This window comes from Wenzhouxiangella sp. XN79A, from assembly GCF_012272825.1.
GTDB lineage: Bacteria > Pseudomonadota > Gammaproteobacteria > Xanthomonadales > Wenzhouxiangellaceae.
The window spans coordinates 1-23,661 of record NZ_JAAWWS010000163.1 but is presented as its reverse complement, the minus strand read 5'-3'; the positions used below and the strand labels follow the sequence as shown (position 1 = coordinate 23,661).

The following is a 23,661-nucleotide window of genomic DNA, read 5'->3' as shown; positions in this document are numbered from 1 at the left end:
GAAACGTCACATGATAAACGCTCCACGCCGCAGTCGTCACCGCCCCGGGCCGCCGGCGTGAGCGACACCGGCCGCGAACGGCGCGAGGCGACGCTGCCGCTGGCCTCGGCCGGCGACCGGGTCGACCAGGCCGCCGCGGCGCTGTGGCCGGAGTTCTCGCGCAGCCGCCTGACCGCCTGGCTGCGGTCCGGCGCGCTGACCCTGGACGGGGCCGTGGTCAAGCCGAACCGCAAGGTGATCGGCGGCGAACGCCTGGTGCTCGACGCCGAAGTCGAGGATCACCCGTCCAATCCGCGCCCGCAGCCGATCGACGTGGCCGTGCTGTACGAGGACGACCACCTGCTGGTCGTCGACAAACCGGCCGGGCAGGTCGTCCATCCCGGCTCCGGCAACCCCGACGGCACGCTGGTCAACGCGCTGCTGCACCACGAACCGGCGCTGGCCCGGCTGCCGCGCGCCGGGCTGGTCCACCGGCTCGACAAGGACACTTCCGGTTGCCTGCTGGTCGCGCGCACCGGCGCCGCCCACGCGGCGCTGGTCGCCCAGCTCAAACGGCGCGATATCCATCGCCATTACCAGTGCCTGGTCTGGGGCGAGCTCATCGCCGGCGGCACGGTCGACGCGCCGCTGGGCCGTCACCCGGTCGACCGCCGCCGCCAGGTGGTGCGCCCGGACGGCCGGCGGGCGGTGACCCACTATCGCCTGAACCGGCGGTTGGCCGGCAGCACCTGGCTGGATGTCAAGCTCGAAACCGGCCGGACCCACCAGATCCGGGTCCACATGCAGCACCTCGGGTTTCCGCTGGTCGGCGACCCGATGTACGGCCGCCGCGGCGCGCCGGCCGGGCTGAGCCCGGAGCAGCGCGCGGCCTGGCAGGGGTTTCCGCGCCAGGCGCTGCACGCCGCCCGGCTGGTGTTCGACCATCCGCTGGCCGAGCTCGAAGTCGACGCCCGCTCGCCGCTGCCCGGCGACCTGGTCGACCTGCTCGAAGCGCTGGCCTGAGTCGGCAGCGATGACCCGGCCGCCGCTGATCCAGGCGCCGTTCGACCCGCCGGTCCACGGCGTGGCGACGACACGTGAAGGCGGGGTCTCGCGGCCGCCGTTCGACAGCTTCAATCTCGGCGACGCCTGCGGCGACGATCCCGAAGCGGTCGTGGCCAACCGGCAGCGGCTGGCCGCCGTGCTGCCGGGGCCGCCGCATTGGCTGCGCCAGATCCACGGCGTCGACGTGATCCACCTCGACGACTGGCGGCCCGGCGTCGAGGCCGACGCGGCCTGGACCGATCGGCCGGGCCGGGTCGTCGCGGTACTCACCGCCGACTGCCTGCCGGTGCTGCTGGCCGACTGCGAGGGCCGCTGCGTGGCCGCCGTACACGCCGGCTGGCGTGGCCTGGCCGCTGGCGTGCTCGAAGCCGCCGTGGCTGCCTTGCCGGTGGCGCCGGATCGGCTCCGGGCCTGGATCGGCCCGCGGATCGGCCCGGCCGCCTACGAGGTCGACGGCCCGGTGCGCGACGCCCTGGGCGAACACGACCGGGCATTCCGGCCGACCCGGCCGGGCCACTGGCAGGTCGATCTGGCGGCGATCGCGATCGAGCGACTGCGTGCCAGCGGCATCTCGGACCCTGTCGACAGCGGCCTGTGTACGGCCGCGGACCCGGCGCGCTTGTTCAGCCATCGCCGCGATGGTCGCAGCGGCCGGCAGGCCACGCTGGCCTGGATCACGCCGCCGGACTGAGCGACGGATGCGCCCCCCTTGCAGCTCGACCGCCTGGCCCGCTCGACGGCACGTCGGCGGGGAATCGTCTACCATCGACGCCGACCGGGCGCTGCGCCCGGCGCAACGATCGTCTTGACCACCAGGAGTCGGAATCCGGGCATGGAAGCGCTACTCGACGTGACGGCCGACGCGCTGCAGCTGATGGCCGTGCTGTTCGTGTTCATGGTCGGGCTGGGTGTGCTCGCGGTGATCGTGATGTACATCGTCGACCGCCTCCAGACGCACCACGCGGTGCGTCGCAACTACCCGGTCATCGGTCGCTTCCGCTATCTGTTCGAACACCTCGGCGAGTTCTTCCGACAGTATTTCTTCTCCCAGGACCGCGAGGAGCTGCCGTTCAATCGGGCCCAGCGCGCCTGGGTCTACCGTGCGGCCAAGAACCTGAACAACACCTCGGCGTTCGGCTCGACCCGCGACCTCAGGCGCGAGGGCACGGTGATCTTCCTGAACTGCGCGTTCCCGAAGCTCGACGAGGAGGCCGAGCCGATCGCCGCGCTGACCATCGGACCGCACGCGCGCCAGCCGTATACCACCGACACCTTCTTCCATATTTCCGGAATGAGCTACGGAGCGCTTTCGGCGCCGGCCATCCGGGCGCTGTCGATGGGCGCCCGCAGGGCCGGCATCTGGCTGAACACCGGCGAGGGCGGCCTGGCGCCCTGGCATCTCGAGGGCGGCTGCGACCTGGTCTTCCAGATCGGCACCGCCAAGTTCGGCGTGCGCGACGAACTGGGCCGGTTCGACGACGAGCGGCTGGCCGCGGTGGCCGCCCACGAACAGGTCCGGATGTTCGAGCTGAAGCTGGCCCAGGGCGCAAAGCCCGGCAAGGGCGGGATCCTGCCCAGGGCCAAGATCACCGAGGAAGTCGCACGGATCCGCGCGGTGCCGCGCGACCGCGATGCGATCAGCCCGAACCGGCATCCGGACATCCGCTCGGTCGACGAGCTGCTCGATGTCATCGGCCACGTCCGCGAAGTGACCGGCAAGCCCTGCGGCATGAAGATCGTGGTCGGCGAGGCCGGCTTCCTCGACGAGCTCTGCCGGGCGGTCCATCGCCGCGGCGTCGAGCATGCGCCGGACTTCATCACCGTCGACTCCGGCGACGGCGGCACCGGCGCGGCGCCGATGACGCTGATGGACGATGTCGGCCTGCCGCTGTCCGAAGCGCTGCCGATGGTGGTCGACAAGCTCGACGAGTACGCGCTGCGCCCGCGCGTCCGGGTGTTTGCCTCGGGCAAGCGGATCAACCCCGCCGACGTTGCCTGGGCGCTGTGCGCCGGCGCCGACGTGGTGGTGGCCGGGCGCGGCTTCATGTTCGCGCTGGGCTGCATCCAGGCCATGCAGTGCAACAAGAACACCTGCCCGACCGGCGTGACCACCCACAACCCGCGGCTGCAGCGCGGCCTGGTGCCCGAAGACAAGGCCGAGCGGGTCGCCTGGTACGCCCGCAACCTGATCAAGGAAGTCGAGACCATCGCCCATTCCTGCGGGGTGGCCCGCCCGCGGCTGATGAATCGCAGCCATGCCCGGGTGGTGCTCGACAACGGCCGCAGCGTGCCGATGACCGAACTCTGGCCGCCGGCCCGGCCGCGGGTCGACCTGACCGGCGAGGACGCGGCATGATCCGGGCGGTCGGAGTGCGCCTGCTGGCCGGGCTGGTGTTGCTGGCCGCGCCGCTGCTGGCGCCGACGCCGCCGCTGCTGTGGGCCGCCGGTGACGAATGGGCCGGCAGCGAGAGCTGCCACACCTGCCATCGCGGCCGGTTCTCCAGCTGGCATCGCACCTACCACCGCACGATGACCCAGGAGGCCAGCCCGGAAACCGTCCAGGGTCGATTCGACGGCCGCAGCATCGAGCAGTGGGGAATGACCGTGCGGCCGGTGCGCGAGGGCGATCGCTTCTTCTTCGACTACCTGGCGCCGGGCAGCGACCGGGTCATCGCCCGCTATCCGGTCGATCGCACCGTCGGCTCGCACCGCTACCAGCAGTACCTGATGCGCGACCAGGAGGGCAGCGGCAATTTCTACCGCCTGCACCTCCTGTGGCACAACGGCGACCAGCGCTGGGTTCACACCAACGCCGCCTTCCTCGGCCCCGACGACCAGCAGTTCGACGACCAGGTGACGGTCTGGAACAACAACTGCATCTTCTGCCACAACACCGGCCCGGAGCCGAACATCGTCAACTACGACGACATGCTCCGGCGTGCCCGCGCCGGTGAACCGGTCAATCCGCTCATCGACGGCATCTACGAGTCCAGCGTGGCCGAACTGGGGATCGCCTGCGAAAGCTGCCACGGGCCGGCCGCCGCGCACGTCGAGAAGCACGCCAACTGGCTGACGCGGGCCTGGTACACCGTCACCGGCTTTGCCGACGACAGCATCGTCAACCCCGATCAGCTCGACCGTGACGCTGCGACCCAGGTCTGCGGCCAGTGCCATGGCCAGCGGCTGGCCAAGTCGGTCGAGCTGATGCGCGAGTTCATCGATACCGGTCCGACCTACCGACCGGGCGGTGACCTGTTCGAATCGGTCGACCTGGTCTGGCCGGACAGCGAACTGCCGGTCCGCGGCCACGACATCGACTTCTCGCTGCGGTTCTGGCCCGACGGCACGCCCCGCCTGACCGCCTACGAATACCAGGGCCTGCTGCTGTCGGAATGCCACACCGAAAGCGAGATGACCTGCGGCAGCTGCCACACCATGCACGACGGTGATCCGGCCGGCATGCTGCCCGAGGAGATGCGCGGCAACGCCGGGTGCGTCAGCTGCCACCAGGACCTGGCCGCCGACCTCGAGGCGCACACCCACCATGCCGCCGACACGCCGGGCTCGAACTGCCTGTCCTGCCACATGCCGGAGATGGTCTACGGCGTGATGGAAATCCATCGTTCGCATCACATCGAGGTGCCGGACCCGGCCGCCGACGCCGCCAACGCCCGGCCGAACGCCTGCACGCTGTGCCATACCGACCGCTCGCTGGCCTGGGCCGAGCAGGAGACGGCAAGGCTCTGGCAGCGACCGGCGCGTCCGGTTCGGCGCGCCGACGGGCTGCCGGCGGAGGTGATCGACGGCCTGGCTCGCCTGCACGCCGGCGACCCGGTCGAGCGCGCGGTGATGGCCGTGGCGCTGGGGCGCTCGGCCGAGCGCGGCCAGCTCGAGGATCCGGCGGCCTGGCGCGACCACCTGCTGCGCGCGCTGGACGACGACTACCCGGCGGTTCGCCGGTTCGCACGGCGCGCGCTGATCCAGATCGAGACCGCCGCCGACGGCGACCGCGCCGCCGACTGGGCCGCGGCCTTCGATCCGCTGCTGCTCGGCGATAAGCGGACCCGCGCGCTGGCCGACCTGATGCAGCGCTACGCGCAGCTGACCGGTGAAGCCACGGCGCTGGCGCCGGGCGCCGGACTGGACGTCGAGCAGCTGCGCGCGGTCGGCCGGGCGCGGTCCGAAACCATCAACATCGGAGAGTGACGCCGCACCGTATGTCGAGCTCCGCCTTCCACTGCCTGCCTCGCGTTCTCGTTGCCGTTGCGCTGGCGCTGCTGGCCGGCTGCCAGGTCCTGCCAGAGCGCGAGATCACCGAGCCGGCGCCGCCGGCGCTGCAGCCGCAGGCCGCCGAGCCGGACCGGCCGACGCGCCTGGTCGACGCGATGGACGCGCTGCAGAACGGCCAGTTCGACGCCGCCGCAGACATGCTCGAATCGCTTCGGCAGCAGAGTCCCGGTTCACCGATCCTGGCGCTGCTGCTGCGCCAGTTGAACGAGTCGCCGGAGGCCCTGTTGCCTCCGCCGTACCGGACGCTTCGGGTCGAGCCCGGCGACACGCTGTCGGAGCTTGCCGAGCGGGAGCTCGGCAACCCGCTGCTGTTCGTCGCGCTGGCTCGACTCAACGAGCTGCGGCAGCCCAAGCGCCTGCAAGTGGGCGCCGAACTGCGCGTGCCGGACCGGAAACCGGCCATCGCTGGCGGTGGTTCGGATGATTCCGCGGGCCGCTCCACGGCCGATGACAGGGCCGACGCAGTGAACGATGTCACGGGCGATTCCAAGGACGATTCCAGGGCGCAAGCGCAAGACGCTGCGCCGGCCGACGAGTCGATGGACGCCGCTGCGGGCAACGGGTCGCGCCGTTCCGAGCTGGAAACCGTGGCCGAGTACCTGCTGGCCTCCGGACAGCCGACCGATGCCCGCGAGTTGCTGATCGCGGCCGGGCGCGAACAGAGCCTGTCGGACGGCGCCGAGGAGCTGCTGGTCGAGCTCAGCCTCGACAGCGCGCGGGCCGAGGTCGAGAACGATCAGTTCGCGACCGCCACGGCCACGCTGGCCGAAGCCATGACGGTGCTCGGTCCCGGACCGCTGCGCGCTCGGCTGGAGGTGCAGCGCACCCGGCTCGCGGTGGACGAGCGGCTGGCCCGGGCCGAGGCCTTCGAGCAGCGCGGCCTGCTGCTCGAGGCCTACCGCGAGGCCGAACAGGCGCTGGCGCTCGACGACGACCACGGCCTGGCGATTCAGCGCGAGGCGGCGCTGCGCGAAGCACTGGTGGCCGACTACCACGACCGGGCGCTGCGGGCCTGGCGGGCGCGCGATATCGATCTGGCGATCCGGACCTGGGACGTGCTGCTGGAGGCCGTGCCGACGTTCGAGCCGGCGCGGGTCTACCTGGAGCGCGCGCGCCGACTGCGGCGCCGCCTCGACGACCCGGAGTGAGGGTCAGCGGCGCTTGCGATCGCCGCGCAGCGGGGTGACCGAAGACTCGTCGATGGCCGGCGGCGGCGCCGACAGGTCCAGCGTGTCGTCCGGCAGACCCTGGATGGGGCGCAGCGTCGGTGTGTCGATCGGCTCGGTCGGGTCGTCGGCGCGGCCTGCGCTGCGGTGCTCGTCGAGCCGGACGGCCAGCCGGTTGAACTGGCGATAGACGTCGTTGAACTCGTCGCGGCGTTCGGCTTCGAGGCGGAAGTCGACCTGACCGCGGCTCAGCCGCTTCAGGCCCCAGGCCAGCCGCTGCAGGGCCCGCTGCTGGCGGCGCATCATCCAGCCCACGCCCAGCGCCACGACCAGCACGGTGATGCTGAAGACCAGCGCGAGCAGGCTCAGGGTGGTCGCCGCCGTGGCGTCCAGCGCGCTGCCGTCGAGGCCCAGCCGCACTTCGCCGACCCGGCGGGCCTGGAAGCGGATCGGCACCGCGAACTGCAGCAGGGCGTCGTCGTTGCGGGTCAGCACCACGCTGCCGGCTTCGCGATCGACCGCGCGGCCGTCGGCCTGCGGCACCGGTTGGCCCTGCAGGAACGGGTTGGTCGAGGCCTGGACGACCCCGGCCGCGTCGGCCACGTGGAGATGATCGACCTGCGGATTGACCGAGAAATCCGAGACCAGGATCGACAGCGCCGTGGTGTCCTCGAGAATCAGCGCCTCGGCGGTTTCCTGGGCGATCAGGCTGGCCAGCGCATCGCCGTAGCCGTAGGTTGCCGCTTCGATCGCGCCGGTCTGGCTGCGGTAGACGTACCACAGCCCCAGCACCAGCACCACCGCCACTGCCGCGCCGATCCCCAGCGGCCAGCGCAGCAGCGACGATTGCTGGCGAACGGTCTGCAGCAGGCCCCGGTGCAGACCGGAGCGGATTTCCTCGAGTTCCTCGACGACCTGGCGGGCGCTGACCGGGCGCGACTCGGGCTCGCGCGCCATCAGCCGGTAGACCAGGTCGACCAGCTCGCGCGGGGTGTTCGGATCGCGCGGCCGCAGCGGTCGGGTCTGGTGACGCACGACCTGGTCGATGACCGCGTCGGAGTCGGTGGCGTCGAACGGCAGCTCGCCGGACAGCAGCTCGAACAGCACAACGCCGAGCGAATACAGGTCGCTGCGTTCGTCGGCGCGCTGGGCGGTGAGCTGCTCCGGCGCCATGTGGGTCGGCGTGCCGGCCACCGTCGCCGAGCCGCGCTGCTCGCTGCCGCGCTCGATGGCCGCGATCCCGAAATCCATGATCTTGACCAGGTCGGTGTCGGGGTCGAGGTGGATGTTGGCCGGCTTCAGGTCACGATGGATGACGCCGTGACGGTGCGCGTAGTCCAGCCCGGCGGCCAGCTGCAGGCCGATCTTCAGCAGCGCCTCGACGTCGAACTGCGGGTCGTGCCGGAGCCGCTCGGCCAGCGTGTCGCCGGACAGGCGCTCCATGGCCAGGAACGGCAGGCCGTCGTGCTGGCCGACGTCGAACACGGTGGTGATGTTGGGGTGGGCCAGCCCGCCGGCGGCGCGCGCCTCGCGCAGGAAGCGCTGGCGCGCGTTGACGTCGCGGGCGAAGTGTTCGCGCAGCACCTTGATGCCCAGCGCGCGGTCGATGCGGCTGTCGAAGCCCTCGTAGACGATCGACATCGAGCCGCGCCCGAGTTCGCGGCGGATCTCGTAGCGGCCGATGCGTTCCACGTGCCGGGTCTAGCGCAGCAGGAAGAACCAGGCCGCGGCACCGATCAGCGCCGCGACGAAGCCGATCAGCACACCGGTCCGGAACCCGCCGGATTCGCTCGACGCGCCCGCCTTGCTGGCCGGGTCGCGGAACTTCAGGCTGACCCGGCCGAGCCGGATCACGTCGCCGTCGTTGAGGCGGTGCGAGAAGACCTTCTCGTCGTTGACGAACACGCCGTTGGTCGACAGCAGGTTGATGACCCGCCAGCCGTCCTCGGAGCGGACCAGCCGGGCGTGCTCCGACGACAGGCTGGGCTCGTCGAGCTGGATGTCGCAGACCTGCGAGCGGCCGATCGTGGTCCGGTCGGAGGTCAGCACGAATTCGCGGCCGTCGAGGCTTTCGCCGACGCCGACCAGCCGGGCCTCCCGGCCGGTCAGGGTGGCATCGCCGCCGTCCGCGGCGAGATTGCCGGGAAGCTGGTCGCGCGAGAAGACCTGCGTTCCCTGCGGGCCCTGGCGCGGATCCGTGTTCGAGTCGGATTCGGCAGTCATGACGTTGGCTCCCCATCAATTGGCTGGTCCTGGCGAGTATAGCAATCGGTTTGCCGAAAGACACCTTTCGCATCGGGGGGCTGGCCGGGGCCGTTTTCGGGGTAGAATGTCGTCCCGGAGTCATTCATCCGGGATGCTGGCCATGGCCTCTCTCATTTTCGTTACCGGCGGTGTCGTTTCGTCGCTCGGCAAGGGCATCGCGTCGGCGTCGCTGGCGTCCATTCTCGAAGCGCGCGGGCTGCGCGTGACGTTGCTCAAGCTCGACCCCTACATCAATGTCGATCCGGGCACCATGAGCCCGTTCCAGCACGGCGAGGTGTTCGTCACCGAGGACGGTGCCGAAACCGACCTGGACCTCGGCCACTACGAGCGCTTCGTCCGGACCCGGATGACCCAGCGCAACAATTTCACGACCGGCAGGATCTACGCCAACGTCATCGCCAAGGAGCGCCGCGGCGACTACCTCGGCTCGACGGTGCAGGTCATCCCGCACATCACCGACGAGATCAAGGATTCGATCGAACAGGCCGCCGACGGCTACGACGTGGCGCTGATCGAGATCGGCGGCACGGTCGGCGACATCGAGTCGCTGCCGTTCCTCGAGGCGATCCGCCAGCTGGGCCACGAGTACGGCCGCCGGGCGATGTTCATGCACCTGACCCTGGTGCCGTACCTGCGCGCGGCCGAAGAGATCAAGACCAAGCCGACCCAGCACTCGGTCAAGGAGCTGCGCTCGATCGGCATCCAGCCCGACGTGCTGCTGTGCCGCTGCGAGCGGATGCTCAGCGAAGAAGAGCGCCGCAAGATCGCGCTGTTCACCAACGTCAACCAGGAAGCCGTGATCTCGGCCGTCGACGTCGACGACATCTACAAGATTCCGTTGTTCTATCAGCGCCAGGGCCTGGACCGCACGGTGCTCGACCGGCTGGGCCTGAAGGCCGGCCCGGCCGACCTGTCGGACTGGGAAGACGTGGTCGAACGCAAGGCCCGGCCGGAACACGAAGTGACCGTGGCCATGGTCGGCAAGTACGTCGAGCACGCCGATGCCTACAAGTCGCTGAACGAAGCCCTGTCGGCCGGCGGCCTGGCCGACCGGATCAAGGTCAGGATCAAGCCGGTGGAATCCGAGCAGATCGAGCAGCAGGGCGTCGGCGTGCTCGACGGTGTCGATGCCATCCTGGTCCCCGGCGGCTTCGGTGAGCGCGGGTTCGAGGGCAAGATCAGCGCCATCCGCCACGCCCGCGAGAACGGCATTCCGTACCTGGGCATCTGCCTCGGCCTGCAGGCCGCCGTGGTCGAGTTCGCGCGCGGCGTCTGCGGGCTGGACGGCGCCAATTCCACCGAGATCGATCCCGACAGCCCGCACCCGGTCATCGGTCTGATCACCGAGTGGATGGACGAATCGGGCCAGAAGCAGCTGCGCGACGAGGGCGGCGACCTCGGCGGCACCATGCGGCTGGGCGCCCAGCGCTGCCTGCTGCAGCCCGGCACCCTGGCGCGCAGGCTCTACGGCAAGGACGACATCCTCGAGCGCCACCGTCATCGCTACGAGTTCAACAATCACTACCGTGACGTGATCCAGCAGCACGGCATGGTCATCGGCGGACTGTCGACCGACGGCATGCTGGTCGAAATGGTCGAACTGCCCGACCACCCGTGGTTCGTGGCCTGCCAGTTCCATCCGGAGTTCACCTCCACGCCGCGCGATCGCCATCCGCTGTTCACCGGCTTCATCCGCGCTGCGCTGGCGCACCAGCAGGCCGGCGCCACGCAACCCGAGGCCGCGGCCTCGTGACCTCCCTTCCGAGCGGACAACGCGCATGAACATTGCAGACTTCGAGGTCGGCCTGGACCGGCCGTTCTTCCTGATTGCCGGTCCCGACACGCTGGAATCGATGCAGCTGTGCCTGGACGTGGCCGGCCACCTGAAGGAGGTGACCGACCGGCTCGGCATTCCCTACGTGTTCAAGGGCTCGTTCGACAAGGCCAACCGCACCTCGGTCAAGAGCTACCGCGGCCCGGGCGTCGACGAAGGCCTGGAGATCCTGGCCGCGGTGCGCAGCCAGGTCGGCGTGCCGGTGCTCACCGACGTCCACGAGGACACCCCGCTGGACGCGGTCGCCGAGGTGGTCGACGTCCTGCAGACGCCGGCGTTTCTGTGCCGCCAGACCAATTTCATCCAGAACGTCGCCCGGCTCGGCAAGCCGATGAACGTCAAGAAGGGCCAGTTCCTGTCGCCGTGGGAGATGCGCACCGTGGTCGAGAAGGCCCGGGCCGCCGGCAACGACCGGGTCATGGTCTGCGAACGCGGCTACATGTTCGGCTACAACAACCTGGTCGCCGACATGCGCTCGTTGGCGATCATGCGCGAGACCGGCTGCCCGGTGGTCATGGACGCCACCCACTCGGTCCAGCTGCCGGGCGGGCAGGGCGACAGCTCCGGCGGGGCGCGCGAATTCATCCCGGTGCTGGCCCGCGCCGCCATCGCCGTGGGCGTCGCCGGCCTGTTCACGGAAACGCACCCGGAACCGGAGAAAGCGCTCTGCGACGGCCCGAACTCGATGCGCCTGTCGGACATGGAAGGCCTGCTCGAAACCCTCGTCGAGATCGATCGGGTGGTGAAGCGTTAGAAAAAAATCGTTCTGGAACCGCAGATTACGCGGATTTCGCCGATGAGTGATCAAGTGCGTTGGACGTTCAGCGCCGTGACTTGATCACCCAGGAGCGCAGTTCAACGCGAGAGGTTCTTTTTCCCGAGGATCTGCGTAATCTGCGAAATCCGTGGTTCCCGCTTTTGGAAGGATCAATTGGAGTACCTATGAAAATCACTCGAGTCCACGCCCGTGAAATCCTCGACTCGCGCGGCAATCCGACGCTGGAAGCCGAAGTCACGCTCGACGGCGGGGCGGTCGGGCGCGCGGCGGTGCCGTCGGGGGCGTCGACCGGCGAGCACGAAGCGGTCGAGCTGCGCGACGGCGACGAGGCGCGCTACAACGGCAAGGGCGTGCAGACCGCGGTCGGTCACGTCAACGGCGAAATCGCCGCGGCGCTGTACGGCGCCGATGCCGCCGACCAGGCCGCGCTGGACGCGGCGCTGATCGAACTCGACGGCAGCGACAACAAGGGCCGGCTGGGCGCCAACGCCTTGCTCGGCGTATCGCTGGCCACCGCCCACGCGGTCGCCCACGCCCGCGGACAGGGCCTGTGGGAATCGCTGCTGGAAACCACCGGCGCGGAACCGACGCTGCCGGTACCGATGATGAACATCCTCAACGGCGGCGCGCACGCCGACAACCGGGTCGACATCCAGGAGTTCATGGTCATGCCGGTCGGGCTGCCCGACTTCCCGTCCGCGCTGCAGGCCGGCACCGAGATCTTCCATGCGCTGAAGTCCACCCTGAAGTCGCGCGGCCTGAACACCGCGGTCGGCGACGAAGGCGGCTTCGCGCCGGACCTGAACTCCAACGAAGCCGCGCTGGAGCTGCTGCTGACCGCGGTCGTCGAGGCCGGCTACAAACCCGGCGAGCAGGTCGTGCTGGCGCTGGACGTCGCCTCCAGCGAGTTCTGTACCGAGGGCCACTACACGCTCGATTCCGAGGGCCGGGCGTTTGGCCGCGAGGAATTCGTCGAGTACCTGTCGGGCCTGGTCGCGAAGTTCCCCATCCTGTCGATCGAGGACGGCATGGGCGAGAACGACTGGGACGGCTGGACGCTGCTGACCGAGGCCATCGGCGGTGCGGTGCAGCTGGTCGGCGACGACCTGTTCGTGACCAACACGAAGATCCTCCAGCGCGGCATCGACGAACAGGTCGGCAACGCCATCCTGATCAAGCCGAACCAGATCGGCACCCTGACCGAAACGCTCCAGGCCATCGAGATGGCCAGGGCGGCCGGCTTCGGCACGATCATGTCGCATCGTTCGGGCGAGACCGAAGACACCACCATCGCCGACCTGGCCGTGGCCACCGCGGCCGGCCAGATCAAGACCGGCTCGCTGTGCCGCTCCGATCGCGTGGCCAAGTACAACCAGCTGCTGCGGATTCACGAAGCGCTGGGCAATCGCGCGGTCTATGCCGGCCGCGAGGCGCTTTCGCGCTAAGCTGGGCGACATCGAAGCGGGGCGCGGTCCGACAGCGGCGCGCGCCGGATTCACGGGGCGGACTCGACGAGGCTGAGGAGAACCGGGCATGGGACAGCTGGGTGAAGTGGTGATCTTCCTGGCCAGCGCCGTGATCATGGTGCCGCTGGCCCGCCGCTTCGGCCTCGGCGCGGTGCTCGGCTACCTGGCCGCCGGCATCCTGATCGGGCCGTGGGGCCTGGGCCTGATCACCGACGTCGAGACCAAGCTGCACTTCGCCGAGCTCGGCGTGGTGCTGATGTTGTTCGTGATCGGCCTCGAACTCCGGCCCAGCCGCCTGCTGGTGCTGCGCAAGCTGATCTTCGTCAACGGCTCGCTGCAGCTGGCCCTGACCACGCTGGCGCTGTGGCCGCTGGCGGCCTGGTGGCTGGGCGATGCCCGGCTCGGCTTCGTCATCGCGATCGTTCTGTCGCTGTCGTCCACGGCGATCGGCCTGCAGATGCTGGCCGAGAAGAAGCAGCTGACCACGCCGTATGGCCGCAGCGCCTTCGGCATCCTGCTGCTGCAGGACATCGCCGTCATTCCGCTGCTGGCCCTGATCCCGCTGTTCGCGCTGGCACCCGAAGGCGAGGAGGCCGGCGGCTACCTGCTGCCTGCGCTGAAGGCGATCGCGATCGTGGTCGGCATCGTCGTCGGCGGTCGCTATCTGCTGCGGCCGTTCTTTCGCGCCGTGGTCAAGACCGGCGTCTACGAGATCTTCCTGGCCGCGGTGCTGCTGGTCGTGCTCGGCACCGCGCTGTTGGCCGAGTGGGCCGGCCTGAGCATGGCGCTGGGCGCGTTCCTGGCCGGCGTGCTGCTGTCGGACTCGGAGTTCCGGCACGAGCTCGAAGCCGGCATCGACCCGTTCAAGGGGCTGCTGCTGGGCCTGTTCTTCATCGCCGTGGGCATGACCATCGACTTCGGCCGGGTCGGCTCGGAACCGGGCCTGGTGTTCGGCATGGTCGGCGTGCTGATGGGCATCAAGTTCGCGATCCTGCTGGTGGTCGCACGGATCGGCGGGCTGCGCGGCCGCGAGGCGCTGTCGCTGGCCTTCGCGCTACCGCAGGCCGGGGAATTCGGCTTCGTGCTGTTCAAGGTGGCCGTCTACGAGGGCGTGCTGGAGCAGCAGACGGTCGATCCGCTGATCGTCGCGATCACCATCTCGATGGCGCTGACGCCGCTGTTGTACTTCGTCAACGAGCGCTGGGTGCTGCCGCGCCTGCGCGAACCGGACGACGACAAGCCGCAGTTCGAGGGCATTCCCGACGACCACGGCGAGCCGCGCGTGATCATCGCAGGGCTCGGGCGGGTCGGCCAGATCGTGGCCCGCAACCTGTCGATGCTGGGGATCCACTTCACCGCGCTGGACTTCGACCAGGTCCACGTCGATTTCGTCCGCAAGTTCGGCCACCGGGTGTACTACGGCAATGCCAGCAACCTGGACGTGCTGCGCTCGGCCGGGGTCGCTCACGCGAAGCTGTTCGTGCTGACGATTTCCGACATCGAGCTTTCGCTGCGGACCGCCGAAATGGTCAAACGGCATTTCCCCGATGTCCGCATTCACGCCCGTGCGCGCAACCGCCAGCACGCGCTGGAGCTGATGGCGCTGGGCGTGGAGTTCGTGATCCGCGAGTCGTGGCTGTCCAGCCTGGAGCTGGCCCGCGAATCGCTGCGCGCCGTCGGCGTGCGCAACCCCAGCCAGTACGTCGACCGCTTCCGCGAACACGACGAGGCCACGCTGAGCGAGCAGGTCCAGCACAAGGATGACGAGGAGCAGCTGGTGCGCATCGATCGTCGTTCGCGCGAGCAGCTGGCCGACCTGTTCGAGGACGATCGCGAAGCACTGCGGCGAGGGTCGGGCGGCGACGGTGGCTGAGGCCGCGTGATTGTGCTCGGCGCCGTCGATCCGCTATGATCGGCGATTGAGTTTTTTCGAGCCCCGCACCATGAATCGAATCCCGCTGCTTGCCGTGCTCGGCATCCTGGTCCTGCCCGCTTTCGTCGCCGCTGACACCGGAACCCGCGAATCCTCCGCGATCTGGTCGACCTGGAGCGGGGCGGGGCACTTCGAGCTTCGCGCCGACTATCTCCAGCGCACCGAACTGGAGATCCTGGTCGACGGCCAGCCGATCGAGGGCGCCGTGCGCGTTCCGGTCCGGATTCGCGACCTGGGGTCGATCTCGATCTACGCCCCGAACGGCAATTTCGAGGATTTCGACGACGGTCGGCTCGACCTGGCCACCGACATCGTGCTGCGCTACCGGGACCGGGAAGTCTCGCTGGAATCGCTGGTCGCCACCGGGTTCACCAACAAGGACCACCCGGCGCTTCGGATCAGCGACGGCAAGGGCCGCCACCTGCTGACCGTGGCCCACCCGCACGTCATCGCCGACCAGGACAAGCAGCTGCTGACGATCCACAACGCCGACCTCTGGGCCACGGACACGCTGGCCGACGCGCTGGACTTCGAGCCGCTGGCCGGCTATCCGATCGGCATGGCCTGGCTGGATCTGAACCTGTACATTCCGCCGGACGCCGACCTGAGTGGCATCAGCCCGCCGCGCGGTGGCCTGAGCTGCACCGGCCGTCCGCAGTGGCCGCAGCAGTCGACCGCGGGCAACCTGTTCGAGGTCGATGTCGAGCTGATCAACATCGGCCAGGTGGTTGCCCAGGACCAGAGCTTCGAACCGGTCGGCCAGGTCAAGGTCGCGCCGTCGGCCACGCTCAAGAGCGTCAGCGACAGCGGTGACGCGGTCTGGATCCCGAAGTTCAGCTCCAACGGCCTGTGGCCCTACACCCCCGAGGACCAGCACCCGTACCTGGTCTGGAACATGTACCGGATCCACGACGGCCGGATCGAGCAGATCGGTGCCTCGGGCGTCAAGCACGCGTTCCTGACGCTGAACTTCAACTGCACCATCAACTGCGGCAGCGGCAACGTGCTGTGGCCGGGCTGCGAAGACGTCTACGGCACCGGCACCAACAACAGCAACTCCAACCAGGGCCCGCGCTACGACATCAACCCGGCCAGCGGCCTGTTCATCTCCTCGCCGTCGTTCTTCGACCCGAACAATTCCGGCTCGCAGAGCAATTCCTCGTCCGCGTTCGAGAACCGGCTCGTGGTGCCGGACGTCGAGCTGGAAGTCCCGGGCGCCGAGTACTTCCTCGATTCCTGGTACGTCGTCATGCACGACATCGACATCTGGAACTCGATGGGCTATCACCGCCTGAACCCGAACGAATCCGGCGGGCTCTGGACCTTCGGACCGCTGGGCCCGTTCACCAACGGCCCCCTCATCAGCGAGTGGGTCCCGGAAGGCACCACCGATCCCCTCGAGAGCCATGTCTCGATCAAGGTGCCGAGCAGCAATCCCCTGGCCCAGTACCCGAACAACATGCCCCAGGGTCATGTCCGCGTGCTGGCGAAGGCGACGGAGACCGCGCCCGGCCGCTGGCGTTACAACTACGCGATCCAGAACTACGATTTCGACCGCAACATCGACGAGGTCCGGATCCCGCTGCCGGCCAGCGCCGAGGTGTTCGAGACCTTCTTCGGTGCGCCGGTCACCGACGGCCATCAGACCCTGGACTGGGCCGTGCAGCGCGTGGGTGGTGAACTGGTCTTCACCGCACCGCCGCCCACCTCGCGCCCGGCGCCGGCGCCGCCGGCCAGCAACGACCTGACCTGGTTCTCGCTGTTCAACTTCGAAGTCGAGACGGACGTGCCGCCGATCGAGGCCGCGGTCACCCTGGGCGTGGCCGAAGCCGGTTCGCCCAGCGAGCTCAGCGCCGCTGTGGTGGCGCCGGGGCTGCTCGAGGCGATCTTCTTCGACGGCTTCGAAACGCCGTGACGGGCATGCGGTAAGCCGTTTTTGCGGCGCGTCAACTCGCGCGCTGCACCACTCCGACACACTGACCGGGCCGCGCCATCGAGCGCGGCCCGGTTGCGTTCGCGGAGTTCGAATCGGCCGCTTGATTCGCCCCGCCCGCGACCTCATACCTGTGGATAACTCTGGAGAGGCACGGGGAAACCGACATGCGAATGGACAAACTGACCGCCCGCTTCCAGCAGGCCCTGAATGAAGCCCAGAGCCTGGCCGTGGGCCTGGACCACCAGATGCTGGAGCCGGACCACGTGATGGTGGCGCTGCTCGACCAGGAGGGCGGCGGCATGCGCGGCCTGCTGACCAAGGCCGGTGCCCAGGTCGCCCAGCTGCGTTCGGCGCTGGGCAAGAAGCTCGATGGCCTGCCGAAAGTCTCCGGGCAGGCCGGGCAGGTCAATCTTTCGAACGACCTCGGCCGGGTGCTGAACCTGACCGACAGGATCGCCCAGAAGCGCAACGACGCCTACATCGCCTCGGAACTGTTCGTGCTGGCCGCGCTGGAGGCCAAGGTGCCGCTGGCCGAGACCCTGCACCAGGCCGGCGTGACCGGCAAGGGCCTGGAGCAGGCGATCGACCAGGTGCGCGGCGGCGAAACCGTCGACGACCCCAACGCCGAAGACACCCGCGAGGCGCTGGACAAGTACACCATCGACCTGACCGAGAAGGCCGAACAGTCGCGGCTGGACCCGGTCATCGGTCGCGACGAGGAGATCCGCCGCGCCATCCAGGTGCTGCAGCGCCGGACCAAGAACAACCCGGTGCTGATCGGCGAGCCCGGCGTCGGCAAGACCGCCATCGTCGAGGGCCTGGCCCAGCGCATCGTCAACAGTGAAGTGCCGGAGGGCCTGCGCGACAAGCGCGTGCTGTCGCTGGACATGGGCGCGCTGATCGCCGGGGCCAAGTTCCGCGGCGAGTTCGAAGAGCGCCTGAAAGCCGTGCTGAACGACCTGAAGAAGCAGGAAGGCCGGATCATCCTGTTCATCGACGAGATCCACACCATGGTCGGGGCGGGCAAGGCCGAGGGCTCGATGGACGCCGGCAACATGCTCAAGCCCGCGCTGGCCCGGGGCGAGCTGCACTGCATCGGCGCGACCACGCTGGACGAATACCGCCAGTACATCGAAAAGGACGCAGCACTCGAGCGGCGCTTCCAGAAGGTGTTCGTCGGCGAGCCCAGCATCGAGGACACGATCGCCATCCTCAGAGGCCTGCAGGAACGCTACGAAGTCCACCACGGCGTCGACATCACCGACCCGGCGCTGGTTGCCGCGGCCACGCTCTCGCAGCGCTACATCGCCGACCGCCAGCTGCCCGACAAGGCCATCGACCTGATGGACGAGGCGGCCAGCCGCATCCGCATGGAAATCGACTCCAAGCCCGAGGCGCTGGACCGGCTCGAGCGCCGCCTGATCCAGCTCAAGATCCAGCGCGAGGCGCTGAAGAAGGAAACCGACGAGGCCTCGAAGAAGCGCCTGGCCGACCTGGAAAGCGATATCGACGACGCCGAGCGCGAGTTCGCCGACCTCGAGGAAGTCTGGAAGTCGGAAAAGGCCTCGGTGCAGGGCGCCACCCACATCAAGGAAGAACTGGAGCGGGCCCGCGCCGAACTCGACAACGCCCGGCGCGCGCAGGACTGGTCGCGGATGGCCGAACTGCAGCACGGCAGGATTCCCGAGCTCGAAGAGCAGCTCGAGCAGGCCGAGTCCAGCGAGGCCACCGGCAACTTCCAGCTGCTGCGCAACAAGGTCACCGAGGAAGAGATCGCCGAGGTGGTCAGCCGTTGGACCGGCATCCCGGTCTCGAAGATGCTCGAAGGGGAACGGGATAAATTGCTGCGGATGGAAGAGGCGCTGCACGAGCGCGTCATCGGCCAGGACGAAGCGGTCAAGGCCGTGGCCGACGCGATCCGGCGTTCGCGCGCCGGCCTGGCCGACCCGAACCGCCCGAACGGTTCGTTCCTGTTCCTGGGGCCCACCGGCGTCGGCAAGACCGAGCTGTGCAAGTCGCTGGCGAACTTCCTGTTCGACACCGAAGAGGCCATGGTCCGCATCGACATGTCGGAGTTCATGGAAAAACACTCCGTGGCGCGACTGATCGGTGCGCCGCCCGGCTACGTCGGCTACGAAGAGGGCGGCTACCTGACCGAGACCGTCCGCCGGCGGCCGTATTCGGTGATCCTGCTCGACGAGGTCGAGAAGGCCCATCCGGACGTGTTCAATATTCTTCTTCAAGTGCTCGACGACGGCCGCCTGACCGACGGCCACGGCCGCACCGTCGACTTCCGCAACACCGTGATCGTCATGACGTCCAACCTCGGCTCGGACCGCATCCAGGCCATGCAGGGTGCGGACTACGAGGCGATGAAGTCCGCGGTCATGGAGGTCGTCGGCACGCACTTCCGGCCCGAGTTCATCAATCGCGTCGACGAGATCGTCGTGTTCCACCCGCTGGACCAGGAGCAGATCCGCGCCATCGCCGGCATCCAGGTGGCCTACCTGCAGAAGCGCCTGGCCGACCGCGAGATGGGCTTCGAGATCACCGACGCCGCGCTGGATCTTCTCGGAGAAGCCGGCTTCGACCCGGTCTACGGCGCGCGACCGCTGAAGCGCGCGATCCAGAGCCGGCTCGAGAACCCGCTGGCGCAGAAGATCCTCGGCGGCGACTACGGGCCCGGCGATACGGTCAAGATCGACGTCGCGGACGGCGAGCTGACCTTCGGTGCCTGACGCGGCGGCCGCGCGGATCTGGGTCGACGCAGACGCCTGTCCCGGCGCGATCAAGGAAATTCTTTTTCGCGCGGCCCACCGCACCGGCATCGAACTGACGACCTTCGCCAACCACGCGATCTCGACGCCGGCGAACGCCAACATCCGCCACGTCATCGTGTCCTCGGGCTTCGACGAAGCCGACAACGAAATCGTGCGGCGCTGCAGCCCCGGCGACCTGGTGGTGACCAGCGACATTCCGCTGGCCGCCGAGGTCATCGAGAAGGGCGGGGCGGTCGTCACGCCCCGGGGCGAGCGTTATACCGCCGAGTCGATCCGCCAGCGCCTGAACATCCGCGATTTCATGGACACGATGCGCGCCAGCGGCGTCCAGACCGGCGGCCCGCCGCCGCTGGGCAACCGGGACAGGAAGGCCTTCGCCGACCAGCTGGATCGATGGCTGGCGCAACGCCGAGCAGGGTAGAACCCGCCGCGGCGGGCTTGCCCGGACGCCCGACCTGCGGCATCATCGACCCAGGCTTGGCAGCTGAGTGGTTCGAACCCGTGACCCCGAAACCCGAGGATTCGATGAGCGCTATGCGGCGTTTTCGCCGTGTAATGACGGCGCTGGGTCGGAAAGACTGGCGTCAAATCAGCCGCTTGACAACATTCCCCTCACCAGGGCGCGCCTTGTTCGTCACTTCCGACGAAATATCCATTACCCGGCGTTTTCGCCTCCTAAATTCTAGTTAGGCACATTAGATGAATCGATTCCTCATCATGTCCGCCCTGCTGCTACTTGGCGGATGCGCCGATCCAGATCTGGAGATGCTGCAGTTGCCCTCAGGCCAGACAATTTCCTTGGAGGGCGTTGAGAATGTGCCTGTTGAGGGTGACCGGTACTACTTGAAGTTCTCGTACGTTACGGATACGCCACTCGCAGAAGTCAATGCTATTGAGGAAGAGGCTGTTCTCGTTTGGCGATCCTTTTTGCAGCGGCGTGCAGACGAAGAGGGCGCTACCGCCGCCGTTTTGCTAGCTCACAATGAGGCAAAGCCTACATTCGGTTTCTTTGCGAGAGGTAACTACGGAACCGCCTTGGTAAAGCGCGATGGCGCCTGGATTGTGGTCAATGTGCCTAACAAGTAGTTCCAGTTCGTTCCGGGCTTTGCCCTCCACTGGACGCGCCAGTGCGCGCCGCTGAAAAAAGACGTTATATCGAATGAGAGCATTAGGTGTCTTCGTCTTTTCCTTCACGCTGATGGAACTTGCTTTAGGCATAACGTGCAACGGTGAAAGGCACATTGAGCCCGAATCCGCTTTACTGGGAGTTGGGTTTTCTGCTCCACCTAACAAGCTTGAGTTACCAACTGGCTGGAGGTACGGTTTCGTTGCTGGCCGAGTTCTCCCTCTACCGCTAGATGGGGTGAAAAACGTGGGATTGATGCAACATAGTGGAATCGTAGGGCATATCGTTCTCGGAAATGCAGATTCTGAAAGACTATGGTCCATTGACTTGGCTCTCGGGCGAATATTTCGAGACGTTCCTATTGAAACTCTGCTGTCAAAAGCAATAGAGGGCGGTGTGACTGATAGCTTTAAACCGGAAGAGTGCGCGGAACTTGAAATCCTTAACGAGCTCTTGGGTGCATATTCAACGCCGAAGTCAACCTATGCTTTTCGTCTAGGACAGGTAATTGCCCTTGACGCGGGGTTTGATGATGAGAGTATCTGGACTGTGATGTGGCGTGGTTCCTCCGGAGACCTTTCGGTCGCCTCATGGCGCATAGACCCAGGCCAAGAGGGAGTTCTGCGCGCCATCAGCAGAAAAGCGGAGGATCAGTCTCCTTCTCACCCGATTCAAAAGATCTTGGACTGCGCCTCTAGTGGGGAACCCTTTGATACCTGTCGGGCGATCAGGATTCCTGGCGTTGAAGTTATAGCATGGCCCCCAGAGAATGAATAAGGCTCGAAATTCAGTGAATCGATTAACAAGTCGCTCAAGTTCGTTCCGGGCCGTGCGGCCCTCCACCGGACGCGCAAAAGCGTGCCGCTTAGCTAAGACGATATGTTACTTGAGGGTTCCAATCCTTGACGTTGGGAAAACTTTCGAGTGCTCACCAATTCAATGCTCATGAAGATTCGCTATCGACAAATCGTACCCAGCGATATTCCATCTCTTTTCGCAGTGCGGATTGCGACGTGGCACAACGAACATGGCGCAGCGGAACTAGCAGAGCTCGGGATTACACCAGAATCGGTTGGCGAGCAGTTGCTTTATTCGCACCGAGGATGGGTCGCTGAAGGGGAAGGCCGGGTTATCGGTTTTGCCATTGGCAATCACTTAACCGGAGAAATGTGGGTCATCGCCGTCCTCAAGGAATACGAAGGGCATGGGATCGGTATGCGACTTCTTGCATCGGTTGAGAATTGGCTTTTCTCGGAAGGGTGGAATGAAATCTGGTTGACTACCGATCCGGATGAGAACTATCGTGCCGTTGGATTTTATCGCCACCTCGGCTGGAAGGATTGGAAGCTCGAACCCGATGGTGATCGTTTCATGAAAAAGACTGAGCCGAACCGGTTTGAACATGTCCAAGATGGAACGGAATCCCAATAACAAACACGTCCCTTCATCAGAAATAAAGGACACGCTGACGTCAAAACGCCTGTCCTGACAATGCGCAACTTAAAAAAACGATGCACCGGAGCCGTCATGCGCCTGCTTGTTGACCTCCGCGGCGATTCGCTTCGCTCATTTTAGTCACCGCTTCGGCAACGCGTGGGCCGTGTTTTCGCCCGGTGATCTTGAACGTCAGGCTATTGACGCGCGTTGCGCGCCACGCTGAGTTATGGTGATTTCTGGTGTACGAGGGATCTGAAAATTGGGTGGCGTATCCTGTTGGTTGATCACGACCAAGATCACAACCAACAGAAAAGGATACGCCATGAACCAGTCTACTCTTTCGGCGGTAGAGCCGCCAGTTTCTGATCTTTCGGACCCCCTGCACAGCCTGATTCGACAGGGCGCGCGGGAACTGATTGCGGCCGCCGTAGAGTCCGAGCTGGAGGCCATGCTCAAGCACCATCAACATCGATGTGATGACCAAGGGCGTCGGGCGGTGGTGCGCAACGGTTATCTGCCCGAACGCACCATCCAGACCGGCGTCGGCGACGTCGAGGTCCGGGTGCCCAAGGTGCGAGACCGGAGCGGATCCGGGATCAAGTTCAACTCCAGCCTGCTGCCGCCGTATCTCAAGCGTGCACGCAGCCTCGACGAGTTGATTCCGTGGCTCTATCTGCGTGGCGTGTCGACCGGTGACTTCCAGGAAGCGCTGCAGGCACTGGTGGGTGATCAGGCCAAGGGGCTGTCGCCGAACACCGTGGCGCGCCTGAAGGCGGGCTGGCTGGAAGAGCATGTCCAGTGGCGGCGTCAGGATCTGAGCCAGAAGCACTACGTCTACCTGTGGGCGGACGGCGTCTATAGCCGGGTCCGGATGGACGACAAGCTGTGCTTGCTTGTGATCGTCGGGGTCACCGAGCATGGCCGCAAGGAGCTGGTGGCGGTCGAAGACGGCTATCGGGAGTCCGAGGCCAGCTGGCACGAGGTGTTGACCGACCTGCGCAGCCGGGGCCTACAGCGACCACCCAAGCTCGCCATTGGCGATGGTGCGCTGGGCTTCTGGGCAGCGCTGAACAAGGCGTTCCCGGATACTCGTCACCAGCGATGCTGGGTGCACAAGATCGCCAACGTGCTCAACAAGTTGCCCAAAGCGGTCCAGCCGAAGGTCAAGTCCGCGCTGCATGACATCTATCTGGCCGAGACCCGCGAGGCGGCCCACCAGGCTTTCGATCGTGCGCTGGCGCGCTTCGGCACGAAGTACCCCAAGGCCATGATGTGCCTCGAGAAAGATCGCGACGACCTGCTGGCCTTCTACGACTTCCCGGCCAAGCACTGGGTCCATCTGCGGACCACCAATCCGATCGAGTCGACCTTCGCGACGGTGCGGTTGCGAACTCGCAAGTCGCGCAACTGTGGCTCACGCGACACCACGCTGGCCATGGTGTTCAAGTTGTTGCAATCCGCGGGGCGTCGATGGAAACGAATCAAGGGCTTCCAGTTGCTGAGACTGGTCGTCGATAACGTCGAGTTCCGAGATGGAGAACAGGTCGTTGATCAACCAAAGCACGCCGCTGCCTGATCGCTCGTACACCAGATTTGACAATAACTC

The 23,661-nt window shown here is 66.9% G+C and carries 17 protein-coding genes; 15 read left to right on the top strand and 2 right to left on the bottom strand.

Features of this window, described 5'->3' with window-relative positions; translation table 11 throughout:
• The first annotated feature begins 57 nt into the window (after positions 1-57).
• From HFP89_RS13915 to HFP89_RS13895, 5 genes are all read left to right on the top strand, one after another.
• On the top strand, positions 58-1,002 hold the full coding sequence (locus tag HFP89_RS13915) for an RluA family pseudouridine synthase (protein WP_346775251.1): 945 nt from the start codon (positions 58-60) through the stop codon (positions 1,000-1,002).
• 10 nt (positions 1,003-1,012) lie between these two features.
• On the top strand, positions 1,013-1,735 hold the full coding sequence (pgeF, locus tag HFP89_RS13910) for a peptidoglycan editing factor PgeF (RefSeq protein WP_168718278.1): 723 nt from the start codon (positions 1,013-1,015) through the stop codon (positions 1,733-1,735).
• Between the two features lie 141 nt (positions 1,736-1,876).
• Complete coding sequence (locus tag HFP89_RS13905) at positions 1,877-3,400, top strand: FMN-binding glutamate synthase family protein (RefSeq protein WP_168718277.1); 1,524 nt, start codon at positions 1,877-1,879, stop codon at positions 3,398-3,400.
• Positions 3,397-5,250 (top strand): cytochrome c3 family protein, encoded by a 1,854-nt coding sequence (locus tag HFP89_RS13900; RefSeq protein WP_168718276.1) that lies wholly within the window; start codon positions 3,397-3,399, stop codon positions 5,248-5,250. Before HFP89_RS13905 ends, HFP89_RS13900 begins: the two co-directional genes overlap by 4 nt.
• A gap of 11 nt (positions 5,251-5,261) precedes the next feature.
• A complete protein-coding gene (locus HFP89_RS13895; RefSeq protein ID WP_168718275.1) occupies positions 5,262-6,482 on the top strand; it encodes a LysM domain-containing protein in 1,221 nt (406 codons plus the stop codon).
• 3 nt (positions 6,483-6,485) lie between these two features.
• Here HFP89_RS13895 and HFP89_RS16375 read toward each other — a convergent pair whose 3' ends face one another.
• Complete coding sequence (locus HFP89_RS16375; RefSeq protein ID WP_168718274.1) at positions 6,486-8,192, bottom strand: serine/threonine-protein kinase; 1,707 nt, start codon at positions 8,190-8,192, stop codon at positions 6,486-6,488.
• Between the two features lie 9 nt (positions 8,193-8,201).
• Positions 8,202-8,723, bottom strand: a complete 522-nt coding sequence (locus tag HFP89_RS13885; RefSeq protein ID WP_168718273.1) for an FHA domain-containing protein — start codon at positions 8,721-8,723, stop codon at positions 8,202-8,204.
• Positions 8,724-8,865: 142 nt separating this feature from the next.
• On the opposite strand from HFP89_RS13885, the gene HFP89_RS13880 reads away from it, so the two are divergent.
• The 10 genes from HFP89_RS13880 (at position 8,866) to HFP89_RS13835 (ending at position 23,631) form a co-directional block, all read left to right on the top strand.
• Positions 8,866-10,518, top strand: coding sequence for a CTP synthase (locus HFP89_RS13880; RefSeq protein WP_168718272.1), 1,653 nt, complete (start codon positions 8,866-8,868; stop codon positions 10,516-10,518).
• 25 nt (positions 10,519-10,543) lie between these two features.
• Positions 10,544-11,353: a 3-deoxy-8-phosphooctulonate synthase gene (gene kdsA / locus HFP89_RS13875; RefSeq protein ID WP_168718271.1), complete on the top strand. Its 810-nt coding sequence runs from the start codon at positions 10,544-10,546 to the stop codon at positions 11,351-11,353.
• Between the two features lie 188 nt (positions 11,354-11,541).
• Positions 11,542-12,822, top strand: coding sequence for a phosphopyruvate hydratase (gene eno / locus HFP89_RS13870; protein ID WP_168718270.1), 1,281 nt, complete (start codon positions 11,542-11,544; stop codon positions 12,820-12,822).
• A gap of 88 nt (positions 12,823-12,910) precedes the next feature.
• The gene (locus tag HFP89_RS13865) at positions 12,911-14,716 is read left to right on the top strand and encodes a monovalent cation:proton antiporter-2 (CPA2) family protein (protein WP_168718269.1); all 1,806 of its coding nucleotides are present in this window, start codon (positions 12,911-12,913) and stop codon (positions 14,714-14,716) included.
• Positions 14,717-14,786: 70 nt separating this feature from the next.
• Positions 14,787-16,691 (top strand): hypothetical protein, encoded by a 1,905-nt coding sequence (locus tag HFP89_RS13860; RefSeq protein WP_168718268.1) that lies wholly within the window; start codon positions 14,787-14,789, stop codon positions 16,689-16,691.
• A gap of 191 nt (positions 16,692-16,882) precedes the next feature.
• Positions 16,883-19,450 (top strand): ATP-dependent chaperone ClpB, encoded by a 2,568-nt coding sequence (gene clpB / locus HFP89_RS13855; protein ID WP_168718267.1) that lies wholly within the window; start codon positions 16,883-16,885, stop codon positions 19,448-19,450.
• Entirely contained in the window at positions 19,443-19,913 is a 471-nt protein-coding gene (locus HFP89_RS13850; RefSeq protein ID WP_168718266.1) for a YaiI/YqxD family protein, read from the top strand. Before clpB ends, HFP89_RS13850 begins: the two co-directional genes overlap by 8 nt.
• Positions 19,914-20,209: 296 nt before the next feature.
• Complete coding sequence (locus HFP89_RS13845) at positions 20,210-20,578, top strand: hypothetical protein (protein ID WP_168718265.1); 369 nt, start codon at positions 20,210-20,212, stop codon at positions 20,576-20,578.
• Between the two features lie 985 nt (positions 20,579-21,563).
• The gene (locus HFP89_RS13840) at positions 21,564-22,049 is read left to right on the top strand and encodes a GNAT family N-acetyltransferase (RefSeq protein ID WP_168718264.1); all 486 of its coding nucleotides are present in this window, start codon (positions 21,564-21,566) and stop codon (positions 22,047-22,049) included.
• 328 nt (positions 22,050-22,377) lie between these two features.
• Complete coding sequence (locus HFP89_RS13835) at positions 22,378-23,631, top strand: IS256 family transposase (protein WP_168716478.1); 1,254 nt, start codon at positions 22,378-22,380, stop codon at positions 23,629-23,631.
• Positions 23,632-23,661 lie beyond the last annotated feature (30 nt).

Excerpts from the sequence above, each read along its gene's own strand:
- HFP89_RS13865 (WP_168718269.1), top strand. The coding sequence starts at position 12,911 with ATGGGACAGCTGGGTGAAGTGGTGATCTTCCTGGCCAGCGCCGTGATC.
- HFP89_RS13880 (WP_168718272.1), top strand. The coding sequence starts at position 8,866 with ATGGCCTCTCTCATTTTCGTTACCGGCGGTGTCGTTTCGTCGCTCGGC.
- HFP89_RS13840 (WP_168718264.1), top strand. The coding sequence starts at position 21,564 with ATGAAGATTCGCTATCGACAAATCGTACCCAGCGATATTCCATCTCTT.
- clpB (WP_168718267.1), top strand. The coding sequence starts at position 16,883 with ATGGACAAACTGACCGCCCGCTTCCAGCAGGCCCTGAATGAAGCCCAG.
- HFP89_RS13900 (WP_168718276.1), top strand. The coding sequence starts at position 3,397 with ATGATCCGGGCGGTCGGAGTGCGCCTGCTGGCCGGGCTGGTGTTGCTG.
- eno (WP_168718270.1), top strand. The coding sequence starts at position 11,542 with ATGAAAATCACTCGAGTCCACGCCCGTGAAATCCTCGACTCGCGCGGC.
- pgeF (WP_168718278.1), top strand. The coding sequence starts at position 1,013 with ATGACCCGGCCGCCGCTGATCCAGGCGCCGTTCGACCCGCCGGTCCAC.
- kdsA (WP_168718271.1), top strand. The coding sequence starts at position 10,544 with ATGAACATTGCAGACTTCGAGGTCGGCCTGGACCGGCCGTTCTTCCTG.
- HFP89_RS13895 (WP_168718275.1), top strand. The coding sequence starts at position 5,262 with ATGTCGAGCTCCGCCTTCCACTGCCTGCCTCGCGTTCTCGTTGCCGTT.
- HFP89_RS13905 (WP_168718277.1), top strand. The coding sequence starts at position 1,877 with ATGGAAGCGCTACTCGACGTGACGGCCGACGCGCTGCAGCTGATGGCC.
- HFP89_RS13860 (WP_168718268.1), top strand. The coding sequence starts at position 14,787 with ATGAATCGAATCCCGCTGCTTGCCGTGCTCGGCATCCTGGTCCTGCCC.
- HFP89_RS13885 (WP_168718273.1), bottom strand. The coding sequence starts at position 8,723 with ATGACTGCCGAATCCGACTCGAACACGGATCCGCGCCAGGGCCCGCAG.
- HFP89_RS13845 (WP_168718265.1), top strand. The coding sequence starts at position 20,210 with ATGTCCGCCCTGCTGCTACTTGGCGGATGCGCCGATCCAGATCTGGAG.
- HFP89_RS13835 (WP_168716478.1), top strand. The coding sequence starts at position 22,378 with ATGAACCAGTCTACTCTTTCGGCGGTAGAGCCGCCAGTTTCTGATCTT.